The organism is Mucilaginibacter xinganensis (assembly GCF_002257585.1).
Lineage (GTDB): Bacteria > Bacteroidota > Bacteroidia > Sphingobacteriales > Sphingobacteriaceae > Mucilaginibacter > Mucilaginibacter xinganensis.
Window position 1 is genome coordinate 4773957 of record NZ_CP022743.1, and the last position, 15799, is coordinate 4789755.

Here is a 15799-nt window from a genome sequence, read left to right on the forward strand (position 1 = left end):
ACTGATAAATTGTTGATAATTTAAACCAATCCAACTACAAAAAAAGGTGTTACTTTGCAGAACCCCTGCCATATACAAAAATCTGATAAATGAAATTGAAAAACATTATTCTTCCTGCTGCATTTGTACTATCCGCGTTAGCGCTGTTTTCAAGTTGCAGCCAGCCCGCTGGTAAAGACAAGGCCGCCACCGCAAAAGACACCACCAAAAAAGTTGCTGCCGAAGCACCTGAGGATACTGTTACCGCAAAAGTGGTATATCCGCCAATTGATAAAAAGCTTTACGACTCGCTGATGAAGCGCCTTGCCAATGGCGATACTACTGGGAAATGGCCCGTAAAAAACACCCCTTATCCGTTACCAGGCGCTATATTGCCATTCAAAAGGGTCGTAGCTTTTTACGGTAATCTTTATGCGAAAAAAATGGGCATCCTTGGCGAATTACCGCCAAATGAAATGCTTGCTAAATTAAAAGGGGAAGTAAAGAACTGGGAAAAAGCCGATCCAAAAACACCGGTGCAACCCGCACTGCATTATATTGCTGTTGTAGCCAGCGGCGACGCTGGCAAAGATGGTAAATACCGTCATCGGATGCCGCTTAAACAGATAGATACAGTGTTAAAACTTGCCAAAAAAGCACATGCTATTGTGTTTTTGGATGTACAGGTTGCACTAAGCACGATAAGGGTTGAATTGCCGTTGCTTGAAAAATACCTGAGTATGCCTAATGTTCATTTTGGTATGGATCCTGAATTTTCTATGAAAGACGGCACACATCCGGGAAAAAAGATAGGCACCTACGATGCTGATGACATCAATTATGTATCAAATTACCTTGCTAACCTGGTAAGAAAGAATCACCTGCCACCGAAAATTTTAATAGTTCACCGCTTTACAAAAAAGATGCTAACTAACTATAAGAACATCAAACTGCGTCCCGAAGTTCAAATGGTAATTGATATGGATGGATGGGGCGAACCTGATCTGAAAGAAGGCACTTACCGTTATTTTGTTCGTGACGAACCTGTTCAGTTCACCGGCTTTAAACTATTTTACAAAAATGATATCAAGAAAGCGCCACATCATATGCTTACCCCACAGGAAGTTTTAAAGAAAAGGCCTTTCCCGATCTATATCCAATATCAATAATAGCAAAGGCGCTATATGCTGCGCCGCCGGAAGGGAATATTATTAAAGACATTATTAGAGACGCGATTTATTGCGTCTCTGCTTTTTTAAAATAAAAATGATAAAATGGGGTATTATTGGTTGCGGGCGTATTGCACACCGGTTTATGCAGGGGTTCAAAGCAGTACCTGGTAATGAATTGGTTTCATTATGGTCGCGCCGTGAAGAATCTGTAAATAGTTTTGCCGCCCTGCATGGTGGTAACGCCTGCAAAACCGTTGACGAATTACTTACAAGCGATATTGACGCCGTATATATAGCAACCCTGCCCGACAGCCACGCCGATTATTGCTTTGCAGCTTTTAAAGCCGGTAAGCATGTGTTGTGTGAGAAACCGGCAGCCATCAATCTTAAAAGCCTGGAGGAAATCATTGCGGCAGCGAAAAAGCACAACCTGCTTTTTATGGAAGGAATGAAGCCGCCTTTTTATCCCTTATATCGTAATTTAAAGGAATACCTGTTGAATGACCCCATCGGCCCGGTAGGTTATGTAAGGGCAGGCTCATCGGTAGCTGATATTGCGCCGGAACACCCGAACTTTAACCACGAACTGGCAGGAGGGGCAATTATGGGGATAGGTATTTACGAAGCATTTTTAGCCGTGGACTGGCTTGGTGACACCAAAGAAGTGCAGACAATGGGGCGCTTCGGCGAAACAGGTATTGATATGTTTACTGTATTTCAAACCCTCCATACAAACGGTTACGCACAGCTATATGCCGGATTTGACTTGCACGGAAAAGGCGATGCCTTGATTTGCGGAACTCTTGGTCATGTAACTATTCATAAAAATTGGTGGAACCCATCCCATGCAACCATTAATTATCTTGATGGCCGCTCGGTTGACCTTGATGTACCCTTTACAGACGGTGGCCTGAACTATGAAATAGCACACTTTTGTCAATTGATCCGTGAGGGTAAAACCGAAAGCCCGGTTATTAGTTACGAAATGTCGAGGCAGATGATTGCAATGCTGGATATTGCAAGGGGGCAGATCGGGTTAAAGTTTAAAGGAGAATAAAACCAATCCAGGTGTAAAGGATTACAGCTTTTTTAAGATGTGTGTTTGATTTACTCAACATCTCTATTTAGTCCTCAATGAATCCCCCTTAGCTGCAGGCCCTAAAGTATCTTTTAATAACAGCTTTATTTTCGAAACCTGACGGATCGAATCCAGTCTTGATATTTCCGCATCGTTTTTTTCATTTACTTGCCGGTTAGTTGCCGGGAGTGCTTTTCTTTGAAAATAAATATCCACTGTCAAAAACACCACGAGTATTAGAACAATCGCACCAATCATAAACGGTACATTCTTTTTTTTCAACTGAAGCTTACGCTTACCAACCGGCGAAATTACCGCATGCAGGCTATAACCAACTTTAGGCTGGGTTTGTATGATTGCTTTCTGTTCATCCGCCAAGAGTTTGCGCAGGGAGGAAATTGCCTGGTTTAATCCCTCATTTGCCCCGGGGTAATCATCCCAAATCTCTTTTATTATGAATTCCCTTTTTACAATGTTGCCCTGTTGTGCAGTCAACAGAACGAGTAATTTCATCAAACGGGGCTCAAGGCGATTTTTTTCGCCCGTCTTTTTATCCACCAGCTCGCTTCTTTCTGCGTCAACAAAAAAACGATCATTAATGATAAATACTGTGTTTTGCATTAATTTCTGATTATAGTGGTAAATCTAAAGGTTTCTAAAGCTTTTCCAAAGCTTTTCTAAATGCGGTTTCATTAATAAGGCCTATACATTTGTGGAAAAACATCGCAAATGAAAACAACTACCAAGACCCTGTTCCTGCTGATACTATGTATGGTGACAACCGCCCGTGCTGGCGGACAGGACATCCGAATGCGCCTGGATACCTTCTTTAAATCATTATATCAATACGGTGAAATAAACGGAAATGTACTGGTTGCTGAGCAGGGAAACATTATCTATCAACAGTCGTTCGGTTTAGCAGACTTTGAAAACAATATTCCAAATACCGATAACACTGAATTTTCGCTGGCATCTGTCTCAAAAACGTTTACGTCAACAGCAGTTCTGCAGTTAAGAGACAAAAATAAATTTAAGTTAGACGAACCATTGGCAAAATACCTTCCCGATTTCCCGTACCGTAAAATAACTATAAGAAATCTCCTATCCCACACCTCTGGTTTACCCGATTATGAATTATACGAAAAGCAAATCACTGAAAACCCCGGCAAAATATTCAGCAACAAAGACGTATTGTCATCATTAAAAATGTGGAATAAACCGTTAAGTTTTACCCCGGGCGAAAAGTGGCAATACTCCAATACCAACTATTGCCTGCTGGCCCTTCTTGTTGAGAAAGTTTCAGGCATTACCTTTCAGCAATATGTAAAGCAATACATTTTTACACCGGCTAAAATGAATAGTACTTATTTTCTTAAAAATGCCACACACGTTCAGGATAACAAAAGGGCTGTTAACTATGAATATCCTTTTCTATTTTCGGATAAGATGCAAAATGTTGATAGCCTGGCAAAATACAGGTGGAGAACCTTTAGCGCAAGCGGCTTTATAGGGCAGGGTAATGTTATCACCACGGCAGCAGATCTGCTGAAGTTTGATGATGCGCTTTACCACAACAAGCTCTTAAAAAAGTCTACACTAGATGAAGCATTTACACCTGCAAAACTAAACAATGGCGAAAATAATATTGCCAATATTGGAATCGGCAAGACATCGTACGGTCTCGGATGGTTTATATTTGCTGATAGCTCTTCCGGGAAGATGGTTTTCCACACAGGTGGGCAACCTGGCGCCTTAAGTATCTTTATCAGGAATATCACCAAAAAACAAACCGTCATCATTTTTGATAATACATTTAACCGGAGCATTTACGGAAACGGAATTAACACGATGGCTATCCTTAACGGCAAGGCTATAATTATCCGTAAAAAGTCTTTAACGAAGGTATATGGTAAAGTATTAGCAATCAAAGGTGTAGATGCGGCGTTCTGTAAACTCCAACGCTTAAGAGCCGATTCGGCACATTATTATTTAAGCGAAGGCGAAATGAACGAATTAGGCCTGCAGCTCCTTTATTCGGGAAATTTTACTAATCACGACGAACTCGCGCTCGAAACGTTGAAACTTAATACTTTGTTTTTTCCAGCAAGTTTCAATACTTATGATAGCTATGGAGAAGCTTTGGCCAAAACGGGCAAAATACAGGAATCAATCTTTATGTATAAGAGATCAATCGAATTAAACCCGGATAATGAAGGTGGTAAACAAGCATTGAAAAGCCTTTTAACCGATAAAATAAGTAGTGACGATAGTAAAAAGTAAATTACTTAAATAGATATACTCTAGACACCCCGGGGGGGGGTATAAAGCAAGAAACCCCTTCATCGAAAGATGAAAGGGTCTTGATAAGATTTGGCACCGACCTACTCTCCCACATTTTACTGCAGTACCATCGGCTCTGGCGGGCTTAACTTCTCTGTTCGGAATGGGAAGAGGTGGACACCGCCGATATAGGCACCTGAATATTTTTAGTTGATTAGAGATTAGTTAATTAGAGATTAGTTGCCTAAACGCCGTTAACTGTCTACTAATAAACAATGACATATTATTGAAAGAAGTAAGTAGATTGAGAAAACAACAATATTTAGCGTTCAGAGATCAAAGGGTAGTCGGTCAGTTCCAAGGACAAGTCCTAATCTCTGATCTTTAGTCTCTGATCTCCATAATTACCTGCTATGAGAAAGCTTCGGGCGATTAGTATTACTTGGCTATGATGTCACCACCTTTATACCTGTAACCTATCAACGTAGTAGTCTGCTACGACCCTCAATGGAAGTCTCATCTTGTGGCTAGTTTCGCACTTAGATGCTTTCAGCGCTTATCTATTCCGAACGTAGCTACTCGCAATACAGCTGGCGCCATAACAGATTCACCAGTGGTTCGTCCAACCCGGTCCTCTCGTACTAAGGTCAGCCCCACTCAAACTTCCCTGCGCCCAAACAGATAGGGACCGAACTGTCTCGCGACGTTCTGAACCCAGCTCGCGTGCCACTTTAATGAGCGAACAGCTCAACCCTTGGGACCTTCTCCAGCCCCAGGATGTGACGAGCCGACATCGAGGTGCCAAACCTCCCCGTCGATATGAGCTCTTGGGGGAGATCAGCCTGTTATCCCCCAGCGTACCTTTTATCCTTTGAGCGATGGCCCTTCCATGCAGAACCACCGGATCACTATATCCGTCTTTCGACCCTGCTCGGCTTGTCTGCCTCACAGTCAAGCAAGCTTATGCTATTGCACTCCGCGTACGGTTACCAAGCGTACTGAGCTTACCTTTGAAAAGCCTCCGTTACCTTTTTGGAGGCGACCACCCCAGTCAAACTACCCGCCAAACAATGTCCTCCCGTTAGGGAGTTAGACACCAGATACAGAAAGGGTGGTATTTCAACGTTGACTAACTGACTCCTAGCGAAGCCAGATCACAGTCTCCCACCTATCCTACACATCCTGTAGCCGATTTCAATGTTAAGTTGTAGTGAAGGTGCATGGGGTCTTTCCGTCCCGTTGCGGGTAACCGGCGTCTTCACCGATACCACAATTTCACCGAGCTCATGGCTGAGACAGCGCCCAGATCGTTACACCATTCGTGCAGGTCGGAACTTACCCGACAAGGAATTTCGCTACCTTAGGACCGTTATAGTTACGGCCGCCGTTTACCGGGGCTTCGATTCAATGCTTCGGTTTAACCCTAACATCCCCTCTTAACCTTCCGGCACCGGGCAGGTGTCAGGCCATATACGTCATCTTTCGATTTTGCATAGCCATGTGTTTTTGTTAAACAGTCGCCTGGGCCTTTTCACTGCGGCTGAATATTGCTACCAGCGCCCTTCTCCCGAAGTTACAGGGCCATTTTGCCGAGTTCCTTAGCCATGATTCACTCGAGCACCTTAGGATTCTCTCCTCGACTACCTGTGTCGGTTTACGTACGGGTTTTTATAACCTGAAGCTTAGCGGGTTTTCTTGGAAGTCTGATTACCTGAACTATCACATCCCCCGAAGGTTCTGCGTACTATCTGCTTTCAGCATGGTCTGCGTACTTAACTACAGTCCATATACCTACAGCATTTAACGAACTATTCCGTCAGTTCGCGTCAGTGTCACTACTCCGTCACCGCATCGCAGTTATAAAAAGTACTGGAATATTAACCAGTTGTCCATCGGCTACGCCCTTCGGCTTCACCTTAGGCCCCGACTAACCCTGATCCGATTAGCGTTGATCAGGAAACCTTAGTCTTTCGGTGGGCAGGTTTCTCTCCCCGCCTTATCGTTACTTATGCCTACATTTGCTTTTCTATTCCCTCCACAGTCGGTTGTCCCTCCTGCTTCACCGGATAATAGAATGCTCCCCTACCAGATGCATTGCTGCAAATCCATAGCTTCGGTATACCACTTGATGCCCGTTTATTATCCATGCCCGATCGCTCGACTAGTGAGCTGTTACGCACTCTTTAAATGAATGGCTGCTTCCAAGCCAACATCCTAGCTGTCTGTGCAATCGGACCTCGTTAGTTCAACTTAGTGGTAATTTGGGGACCTTAGCTGATGGTCTGGGTTCTTTCCCTCTCGGCCCTGGACCTTAGCACCCAGAGCCCACTCCAGCGTAATTTATTAAGCATTCGGAGTTTATCTGGATTTGGTAGGATTTGACTCCCCCGCACCCAATTAGTAGCTCTACTCTTAATAACTTCACCGCCAGGCTGTTCCTAAAAACATTTCGGGGAGTACGAGCTATTTCCCAGTTTGATTAGCCTTTCACCCCTACCCACAGATCATCCGGAACTTTCAACGTTTATCGGTTCGGTCCTCCAGTACCTGTTACGGCACCTTCAACCTGTCCATGGGTAGATCACAAGGTTTCGCGTCTACCTCCCCTGACTATACGCCTATTCAGACTCGCTTTCCGCTTCGGATCCGTGTCTTAAACACTTAACTTGCCAGGAAAGAGTAACTCGTAGGCTCATTATGCAAAAGGCACGCCGTCACGGAACTTGTCCGCTCCGACCGCTTGTAAGTACACGGTTTCAGGTTCTATTTCACTCCCCTGTTCGGGGTTCTTTTCACCTTTCCCTCACGGTACTGGTTCACTATCGGTCTCTCAGGAGTATTTAGCCTTACCGGATGGTGCCGGCAATTCCCACAAGGCGTCTCCGACCTCGCGGTACTCAGGATACCACTATCCACTTATCTATTACCCGTACGCAGCTCTCATGCTCTATGGCCGGGTTTCCCACCCCGTTCCGGTTTTATTTAAGTTTCATGTTGTGGTCCTATAACCCCGGTTATGCCGTAACATAGCCGGTTTGGGCTTCTTCCCTTTCGCTCGCCACTACTCAGGAAATCACTGTTGTTTTCTCTTCCTCTGCTTACTTAGATGTTTCAGTTCAGCAGGTTCGCGCATTTATGCAACTATTCTTCAAATAGTTAGGTTTCCCCATTCGGAAATCTGCGGATCAATTCATATTTGCTAATCCCCGCAGCTTATCGCAGCTTATCACGTCCTTCATCGCCTCTGAGAGCCAAGGCATCCCCCGTGTACCCTTTCTTACTTTCTTCTACTATACCGCCTTTTGCTCGGTATGTATGCTTTTTTGATTCTTGTTGCGTTCTTCCATTTACTCCCTGTTCCGCAAAATCGTATTACTACAATCCTGCTTCCATTTTCGTAAACTTCCGAAGCCTCAACAGTCCTCTATACTGTTGTCTTCTCTTTCAATTTACTTCTTCCAATATGTCAAAGAACTTTTACCCCGGTCTTCCTTTGCGGATCGCCTTTGTCATTATCCATGCCTTGTCAGGCAACTGGTGGGTATCGTGGAGAATAACGGATTCGAACCGTTGACCCCCTGCGTGCAAGGCAGGTGCTCTAGCCAGCTGAGCTAATCCCCCTTTGGATGAGTTAATTAGTGATTAGTTAATTAGCGATTTGTTGTTTCCTCCTAATCTCTGTTCTCTAACCTCTAATCGCCTCTGCAGCTGCGCTGCAGTGTAGTCCCGAGCAGATTTGAACTGCTGACCCCTACATTATCAGTGTAGTGCTCTAACCAAGCTGAGCTACAGGACTGTCTATTTAGTTGCAGTTATTCAGTTGCAGTTGCAGGACTTGTCTGCCTACTGCTGCTGCCACTGCTTACTGCCACTGGTCCTATGCTTTCCCTTTTAAGGTCACATACCCCGATGGCTTCATCTTTTGGGTTTTCCTTTTGTTTCGTTTTAATTAGTATTTGATTAATGACTTCGACCTTGATTTGTCTTTCAACTAATCGCTGATCTCTAGTCTCTAATCAACTAATATATAAGAACCTGGTCATGTAGCTAAACAGCTTCCGCTGATACTTAACTTTTTAGAGAGAGTTTGTGGATACTGCTCCAGAAAGGAGGTATTCCAGCCACACCTTCCGGTACGGCTACCTTGTTACGACTTAGCCCCAGTTACCGACTTTACCCTAGGACGCTCCTTGCGGTTACGCACTTCAGGTACTTCCAGCTTCCATGGCTTGACGGGCGGTGTGTACAAGGCCCGGGAACGTATTCACCGCAGCATTGCTGATCTGCGATTACTAGCGAATCCAACTTCACGGGGTCGAGTTGCAGACCCCGATCCGAACTGTGAACAGCTTTTTGAGATTGGCATCCTGTTGCCAGGTAGCTGCCCTCTGTACTGCCCATTGTAGCACGTGTGTAGCCCCGGACGTAAGGGCCATGATGACTTGACGTCGTCCCCTCCTTCCTCTCTATTTGCATAGGCAGTCTGTTTAGAGTCCCCACCATTACGTGCTGGCAACTAAACACAGGGGTTGCGCTCGTTGCGGGACTTAACCCAACACCTCACGGCACGAGCTGACGACAGCCATGCAGCACCTAGTTTCGTGTCCCGAAGGACTTGAGCGTCTCTGCTCAATTCACTAACTTTCAAGCCCGGGTAAGGTTCCTCGCGTATCATCGAATTAAACCACATGCTCCTCCGCTTGTGCGGGCCCCCGTCAATTCCTTTGAGTTTCACCCTTGCGGGCGTACTCCCCAGGTGGAATACTTAACGCTTTCGCTTTGACGCTAACTGTATATCGCTAACATCGAGTATTCATCGTTTAGGGCGTGGACTACCAGGGTATCTAATCCTGTTTGATCCCCACGCTTTCGTGCCTCAGCGTCAATCATACCATAGTAAGCTGCCTTCGCAATTGGTGTTCTGTGACATATCTATGCATTTCACCGCTACTTGTCACATTCCGCCTACCTCTAGTACATTCAAGCCCATCAGTATCAAGGGCACTGCGATAGTTGAGCTACCGTCTTTCACCCCTGACTTAACAGGCCGCCTACGCACCCTTTAAACCCAATAAATCCGGATAACGCTTGGATCCTCCGTATTACCGCGGCTGCTGGCACGGAGTTAGCCGATCCTTATTCTTACCGTACATTCAGCTCATTATACATAATGAGGTTTATTCCGGTACAAAAGCAGTTTACAACCCGTAGGGCCGTCTTCCTGCACGCGGCATGGCTGGTTCAGGCTTCCGCCCATTGACCAATATTCCTTACTGCTGCCTCCCGTAGGAGTCTGGTCCGTGTCTCAGTACCAGTGTGGGGGGTCATCCTCTCAGATCCCCTAAACATCGTAGCCTTGGTAAGCCATTACCTTACCAACTAGCTAATGTTCCGCATGCCCATCCTTATCCTATAAATATTTGATTATTCCCTGATGCCAGGGTAAAATGTTATGCGGGCTTAATCTCTCTTTCGAGAGGCTATCCCCCTGATAAGGGTAGGTTACATACGTGTTACGCACCCGTGCGCCACTCTCATGGAAAGCAAGCTCTCCAATCCCGTCCGACTTGCATGTATTAGGCCTGCCGCTAGCGTTCATCCTGAGCCAGGATCAAACTCTCCATTGTAAAATGTTTTGTTTGTTCACTGACCCTATTATTAATAATAGAATCTGTATATAATTATCTTTATACAGTATCCCTCTTTCTCTCTTCGTCTCATAACAGTGTGTTACCGTTACGCTACATGATTATCCAGTATCTTATAAGAACTTGCCGCCTTTCTGTCTCAGTCAGGCTATATGCTTTCGCAGCTTCCGCTGCTTAACTTTTCACTTTTTATCGGTCCGGAAATCGCTTCCTTCCCTGCCTTCCACTCCCGGAATCACTTCCTTCTTTTTTCGGCTCTTTCGCCCCTTTCTTTTGGGACTGCAAAGGTATAAACCTTTTTTATTCTGGCAAACTTTATTTCGTTTTTATTTTGTCGCCCTTTTCTTTCCCCGCTCTCCCCCTTTTTCCTTCCTCGTTTGCGGGCTGCAAAGATGTGACTTTTTTTATTACTTGTCAAGAGATTTCTTGAAAAAAATCTAAACTTTTATCCCTCCTTCAGCATCCCTTAACACATTAAAAACATAACACTTTGTAAATCAATTGAAAGAATAAGCTCCCTAGCACCCTACCAGCACAAATCAACACCAGCAAATAAATTTTTGAAGAGTTATTGGCCAACGTTCCCCGCAATATTTCTTTAATCCGTAGCCGATAATATTTTTACAGGTCCCAGTAATCCGGATTCCAACAAAGGGGTGTTTACATTTAGCATATCAAAACGGAAAACGTCATGTGTTTGCGTCAGTCTTTTTTCTTTTGGCAGGCTTAAGTCATGCACCACACGGTTTGCCCATAGATTAATCACATTAACCTGCAGAACATTATATCGCTGTTTGATTGCGTCAGTGATCTCAACGCGCCACGGGGCACACCATAAAACACCTAGCTTTTTCCCATTTAAGCGTATCTCGGCAACATCCTTCACGTTTCCAAGATCAAGAAATATCCGCTCTCCCTTTTTGTATTTATACAGATCAAATGTCTTGGTATAGGTAGCCGTCCCTGAGTAATATTTTATTCCTTCTTCCCGGCGTTTGGTCCAACTGATCAGCTCCGGGAACACAGTCTTGGCCGGTCCTCCCCATTTTGGATCAAATGATGCAGTCCACGATCCATCAAATTCGGCTAGCGGTTCCAGCTTAGGAAAGTTGCGCGTTGCCGCGCCCTGAGCTATTGCGGCAACTGGTTTACGAAAGACGATGAAATAAGAACTAAAAGCATCCAACTGCAGCGATAATGTTGTAGTCGCGTCGTCATGATGATAAGCTTTGGCGATGACCGCATTACCGGTTAAAGCATCCCATATCTCAGGCTGCTTGCCGCTAACTCTAAAAGTAAAGTCACGTGTTTGCTGTTGATTGCTGCGGTTGATAACGAAATAAATATCTGTTTCACCGCTTTTACGATGGATATAATCGAACTCATCTGATTTTTCGGCCTGCCCGTTAAATGAAAAGTCTGGTTTCACCCCGTCAGCTAAAAGAATTTCCCGTGGCGTTTTGCCCCAAATTATACGTCCCTTTCCTAAACGGCGCTCGGTATGCGTTTTACCATCCAGGTCGCCCCAAATCTCAGCAGCTATCTTTCGTACCTGCACATCACACTCCGGGTAGTTTTTCAGTTCAGCAGACATAACTGGTGGCGGCCCAACAACGGTAGCGCCCATATTTATCAACTCCCTGATTTTTTTGATTACCGGTAATGACATCGCATTAGACGGGATGGAAGATACCGAAAGGCTTTGATAAGAGCCAACTTCGTTAGCTATCTCCGCAGAGGGCGAAACACAATTCTGTAATACCAAAAGCGTATAACTCATGCCATCGGGCAGCACAATACGCCCGTTCTTTACACTCATTCTGGTCAATAACACTTCGGGATTGGTGTAATCGCAGTCATAGCCCGGACCAAGCGTAGAGATAAGGTATTTTGGCGGGGCCAGCAAGGGCGGCCTTTCGCCCAGATAAAAGCAAACATCACCTACAAATTTCCCTTGTTGCAGCATATACTGGCAACGGGACAGGTAGCTAAAAAATGCTGGCGACTGCTCCCACCAGGTTATGTTGGGTGTAAAATGTTGCCCGGCGCAATACTCATATCCCGGCTTACCGTCTGACGGTGGCTGGCAAGTGGCCGCATGCAGCATCAAACGGTTAATACCTTCACAAAAAGCATCATTCGCATAAGGCTTTAAATCGCCCGGCCCAAGGCTCCAGTGTGTGCCATCCTTTTCCTGCTCTGTGAAAGCCTCTGCCTCGGCCTGGCGTTTACCGTAAACATGGGCCGCTGTTGACGTTTGTTTAAGATTGAGCCGCTCGCGCCGATTTTTGTTATAACCGCCCGGTGCGTTACGAGTGCCGTTTACCCAAAACTCGCCTGCAACGATGTCAGAATGCCCAAAGTTTTTCAGGACGTCCTGCGGGGGAATATCATTTGGCCCGCCAGCTTCGTTACCCACTTTAAGGCCATGTTTGTGACATAGCTCTTCAAAATGTCCATAAAAATTCTCTGCTATACAATCCTGGATCGTGCGGTCAAAATCATCACGAAAACGCGCTGATAGCTCCGTATTAATCACTGTATAACCAGCCAAAGCAGGCATATACTGTTTCAGATCATAACCCCTGAATTTGCTGAACTGGAGAGCAAAATCCTGGGTCCAGGTCAATTTGCCGCATTCCCAGCTATCAGACCATAAATAATCCAAATGACCTCCGGCTTTACCAGCCTCGGCAATTATGGTTTTACCCAAATGAGCGAAATAATCGTCTAACGCGGCGCGGCTCAGATAATCTATCTCATAGCCCTCGCCACCCTTAAAGGTATCCCCTTCGGGATAAGCCTTCCATTTACTCCATGGATGTCCTGTTAATGTATAACCTGTACGCAAAATCACCCATTTACCCGCTGGTACATTCCATTTTAAATAGCCATTAGCGTCTAACTTGTCAGTGATGTCTATAATCTCTTTAGGGTTGATTTGTTTATTACTATCCGGTACCGGAAATGCCTGTACCATAATATCATGATAATAGCCCTCTACCACTTCGGGCTGCGGAAGTGCCCTGTCAAACTTAACTGACCCCGAAGCCTCTAGTTTCGAAAAAACAACTTTCTTCATGGCGTTGTCTTTGGTTACCGATGGACCCATCATCGTCCAGCCGCCGGCAAGGTTAAAGCCTATTTCAATATGCAGCCTGTTAGCCTCTTTAACCGCGTATCTAAAAAGCTCGCGCCATTCTTCGCCAAGAAATTTCACACCCGGCAAGGGCTCTTTACCTGCATAGCCACCGTTACAGATCAAATTGACGCCACTTATACCCTTCGCTTTAAATTCTTCCAGATCCCGTTTAATACCTGCTTTGTCCACCCTGTTATAAATCCAAAACCAATAAACCCGCGATTTAGCAGAATCTGGTGGTGATTGGAATGACCTTAATAAAGTATCCCCGACCACAGCTTGCTTATTTGTATGATTTTTTTTTTGTTGAGCCTGGCTTAAAGCGATAAAATTCAGAAGGAGAGTAATAGTCACCAAAATTGTGCCGAATGGTCGGGAACAGGTCATATTCATACGGGTAAATTTAGTAATAATAGGATATTATTCATCTTTTAGTCGGTTGGTCGCCTTCAAAATATTTATTTCGAAGCTATTGACCACCTTGTTACACTGGCAAACAACAAACTCCGATATACAATATTTGCAAATTGTCTCTTGGTTACCATCAGTACTTACATCAGGTTTTTACAAAAAGAAAGTAAGTTAGTGAAGAGTGACCAACGAAATTCATTTTTCCCGTTACGGCTCATATTAAGCATCTTAGTAATGCGGATCCGGTTTACCCACCCCATGATTTTAATAGTTAAAATAAATATACTTTTATATCATGGATGATTTTGAGGCAATAAAAAAACATTTTGCGAAATATATTGAACTTACTGAGGACGAAAATAACCGGATAGTTTCATTTTTAAAGGTGAAAAATATCAGAAAAAAGCAATTGATTGTTCAACCCGACTTTACATGTAAGTACAGAAGTTATGTAGTGAAAGGTGCAATGAGAGCCTATCTGGCAGACGACAAGGGGCAAGCGCATACGATTGCCTTTGCAATTGAAGACTGGTGGATCAGTGACTTTAACAGCTACATTAATCAAGTACCGGCAACACTATTTGTTGAAGCATTGGAAGATACCAAATTAATTCAAATCGACTACCAGTCTGAACAACTTTTGATGGAAGCAATTCCAAAATTCGAAAGGTTTTTTAGAATTGCCGCCCAGCAGTCCTTTGCTTTTCTACAAAAAAGAATGTTATCTAATTTAAGTAAAACCGCTGAAGAAAGATATGATGAATTTTTTCAAAAATACCCCGCTATTGCCAACCGGGTCCCTCAATACACCTTAGCTTCTTATCTCGGCTTTACTACGGAATTCCTAAGTAAAATCAGAAACAGGAAGAAATAAAGTTGAACCAGTTTAACTTTATTTCCTAATCCAATTCATTTTTTCGCTTCCGATATCGTCGCATTTTTGTGTCGTCAATAACGACGCTAAAAAATAACAACAATGTCAAAATTTCACCAAACACCTGTTTACGAACAGGAAAAGATTCAATTACAGGCGAATCTGGCGGCAATGATTTCTAAAGAATCATTAGAGGTATTTAATGAGGATGCTGACCAATTAGCTTTGGATTACGTGTCTCCCCTGAAACTATCAGTTGGCGATCAGGCTCCCTTGTTTCACCTTCCCAATGCGGTAAATAAAATAATTGCACTAAAGGATTTGCTCAATGAGGGTCCGGTAGTGATAACTTTTTACAGAGGGAACTGGTGCCCTTATTGTAATCTGATCTTAAACGCGTATCAAAGGATCTTACCTGATATTAAGGCCTTGGGCGCTAATTTTATAGCCATTTCATCGCAGAATCCTGATAGCTCTTTAGATATGCAGGCCAAACAAGCCCTGGAATTCGAAGTGCTAAGTGATAGTGGAAATCAAGTGGCTAAGCTATATACTACAATCATTCAAAACGCTGTTGAAGCTGTGGACGAAGCACAAAAACTGGGCGTGGATTTTTACAGTTTTTATGATGACCAATCAAGGGAGGTGCCCGTGCCTGCCGTTTTTATACTTGATAAAAATGGAAAGGTTCTTTTCGCTAAGTCCGAGGGAGGTGATTACCGGCTCAGGGTAGAACCATCTGAAATTTTAACTGCCCTAAAATTAAGCCTAAGCAAATAAAAAAAATGAAACTTAAAAAGATCACAACAAGCATCTTGGTATGGCTACCCGCTTTACTATTGGCATTAAGCGCTACTGCAAAATTTGCAGGCGCTGCCATCATCGTAAGTAACTTGACAAAGGCGGGTATTATCCCCTATTTCCCATTATCTTTATTAGGCTTACTTGAACTGACATGTGTAGTTTTATATTTAATTCCGGCAACCTGGCGAATTGGCTTTTTCTTGTTGTGCGGATATCTTGGCGGTGCAGGCGCTATAGAGATTTCCCAGCATCTGCTGCCAACAGCGTTTATTTTGTCGACATTGGTTTGGATCGGTGTTTTCTTTAAAGACAGCTCTGTTTTTAAGGAAGGCAGAAAGACAGCTTTAAATAGTTAAAACCATCAGCCGAAAGCAATCAGCTATTTAGTCTCATCGTAGCAGATGCTTTTTA

Annotated in this window: 8 protein-coding genes, 2 tRNA genes and 3 rRNA genes; 6 read left to right on the plus strand and 7 right to left on the minus strand. The window is 44.1% G+C overall.

All coding sequences use genetic code 11. The features are described 5' to 3' along the window. Positions 1 to 89 precede the first annotated feature (89 nt). Entirely contained in the window at positions 90 to 1148 is a 1059-nt protein-coding gene (locus tag MuYL_RS20830; protein WP_094572389.1) for a hypothetical protein, read from the plus strand. A 97-nt stretch (positions 1149 to 1245) separates the two neighbouring features. Then, on the plus strand, positions 1246 to 2208 hold the full coding sequence (locus MuYL_RS20835) for a Gfo/Idh/MocA family protein (protein WP_094572390.1): 963 nt from the start codon (positions 1246 to 1248) through the stop codon (positions 2206 to 2208). Positions 2209 to 2271: 63 nt separating this feature from the next. On the opposite strand, the gene MuYL_RS20840 is transcribed toward MuYL_RS20835, so the two are convergent. Then, entirely contained in the window at positions 2272 to 2850 is a 579-nt protein-coding gene (locus MuYL_RS20840) for a winged helix-turn-helix domain-containing protein (protein ID WP_094572391.1), read from the minus strand. A gap of 108 nt (positions 2851 to 2958) precedes the next feature. Between MuYL_RS20840 and MuYL_RS20845 the strand changes: the two genes are divergently transcribed. Next, positions 2959 to 4509, plus strand: coding sequence for a serine hydrolase domain-containing protein (locus MuYL_RS20845; RefSeq protein ID WP_094572392.1), 1551 nt, complete (start codon positions 2959 to 2961; stop codon positions 4507 to 4509). An 88-nt stretch (positions 4510 to 4597) separates the two neighbouring features. Here the strand turns inward: MuYL_RS20845 and rrf are convergent. From rrf to MuYL_RS20880, 6 genes are all read right to left on the minus strand, one after another. Beyond that, positions 4598 to 4709 (minus strand): 5S ribosomal RNA (gene rrf, locus MuYL_RS20850). 213 nt (positions 4710 to 4922) lie between these two features. After that, positions 4923 to 7796, minus strand: a 23S ribosomal RNA gene (locus tag MuYL_RS20855). Between the two features lie 260 nt (positions 7797 to 8056). Next, positions 8057 to 8130, minus strand: a tRNA-Ala gene (locus MuYL_RS20860). A 100-nt stretch (positions 8131 to 8230) separates the two neighbouring features. Further along, a tRNA-Ile gene (locus MuYL_RS20865) sits at positions 8231 to 8305 on the minus strand. 309 nt (positions 8306 to 8614) lie between these two features. Continuing rightward, positions 8615 to 10136 (minus strand): 16S ribosomal RNA (locus MuYL_RS20870). The 16S, 23S and 5S rRNA genes sit together here with 2 tRNA genes alongside, the layout of an rRNA operon. Before the next feature lie 619 nt (positions 10137 to 10755). Then, positions 10756 to 13692 carry a glycosyl hydrolase gene (locus MuYL_RS20880; protein ID WP_317043859.1) on the minus strand — a complete coding sequence of 979 codons (2937 nt, stop codon included), beginning with the start codon at positions 13690 to 13692 and terminating at the stop codon, positions 10756 to 10758. Between the two features lie 313 nt (positions 13693 to 14005). Between MuYL_RS20880 and MuYL_RS20885 the strand changes: the two genes are divergently transcribed. The 3 genes from MuYL_RS20885 to MuYL_RS20895 all read left to right on the plus strand — a co-directional run bounded on the left by MuYL_RS20885 (position 14006) and on the right by MuYL_RS20895 (position 15744). Continuing rightward, entirely contained in the window at positions 14006 to 14584 is a 579-nt protein-coding gene (locus tag MuYL_RS20885) for a Crp/Fnr family transcriptional regulator (RefSeq protein WP_094572393.1), read from the plus strand. A 102-nt stretch (positions 14585 to 14686) separates the two neighbouring features. Continuing rightward, positions 14687 to 15364, plus strand: a complete 678-nt coding sequence (locus MuYL_RS20890) for a peroxiredoxin-like family protein (RefSeq protein WP_094572394.1) — start codon at positions 14687 to 14689, stop codon at positions 15362 to 15364. A gap of 5 nt (positions 15365 to 15369) precedes the next feature. Beyond that, positions 15370 to 15744 (plus strand): hypothetical protein, encoded by a 375-nt coding sequence (locus tag MuYL_RS20895; protein ID WP_094572395.1) that lies wholly within the window; start codon positions 15370 to 15372, stop codon positions 15742 to 15744. Positions 15745 to 15799: the final 55 nt, after the last annotated feature.

Coding starts and splice junctions, on each gene's coding strand:
- MuYL_RS20895 (WP_094572395.1), top strand. CDS start 15,370: ATGAAACTTAAAAAGATCACAACAAGCATCTTGGTATGGCTACCCGCT.
- MuYL_RS20840 (WP_094572391.1), bottom strand. CDS start 2,850: ATGCAAAACACAGTATTTATCATTAATGATCGTTTTTTTGTTGACGCA.
- MuYL_RS20830 (WP_094572389.1), top strand. CDS start 90: ATGAAATTGAAAAACATTATTCTTCCTGCTGCATTTGTACTATCCGCG.
- MuYL_RS20885 (WP_094572393.1), top strand. CDS start 14,006: ATGGATGATTTTGAGGCAATAAAAAAACATTTTGCGAAATATATTGAA.
- MuYL_RS20835 (WP_094572390.1), top strand. CDS start 1,246: ATGATAAAATGGGGTATTATTGGTTGCGGGCGTATTGCACACCGGTTT.
- MuYL_RS20890 (WP_094572394.1), top strand. CDS start 14,687: ATGTCAAAATTTCACCAAACACCTGTTTACGAACAGGAAAAGATTCAA.
- MuYL_RS20845 (WP_094572392.1), top strand. CDS start 2,959: ATGAAAACAACTACCAAGACCCTGTTCCTGCTGATACTATGTATGGTG.
- MuYL_RS20880 (WP_317043859.1), bottom strand. CDS start 13,692: ATGAATATGACCTGTTCCCGACCATTCGGCACAATTTTGGTGACTATT.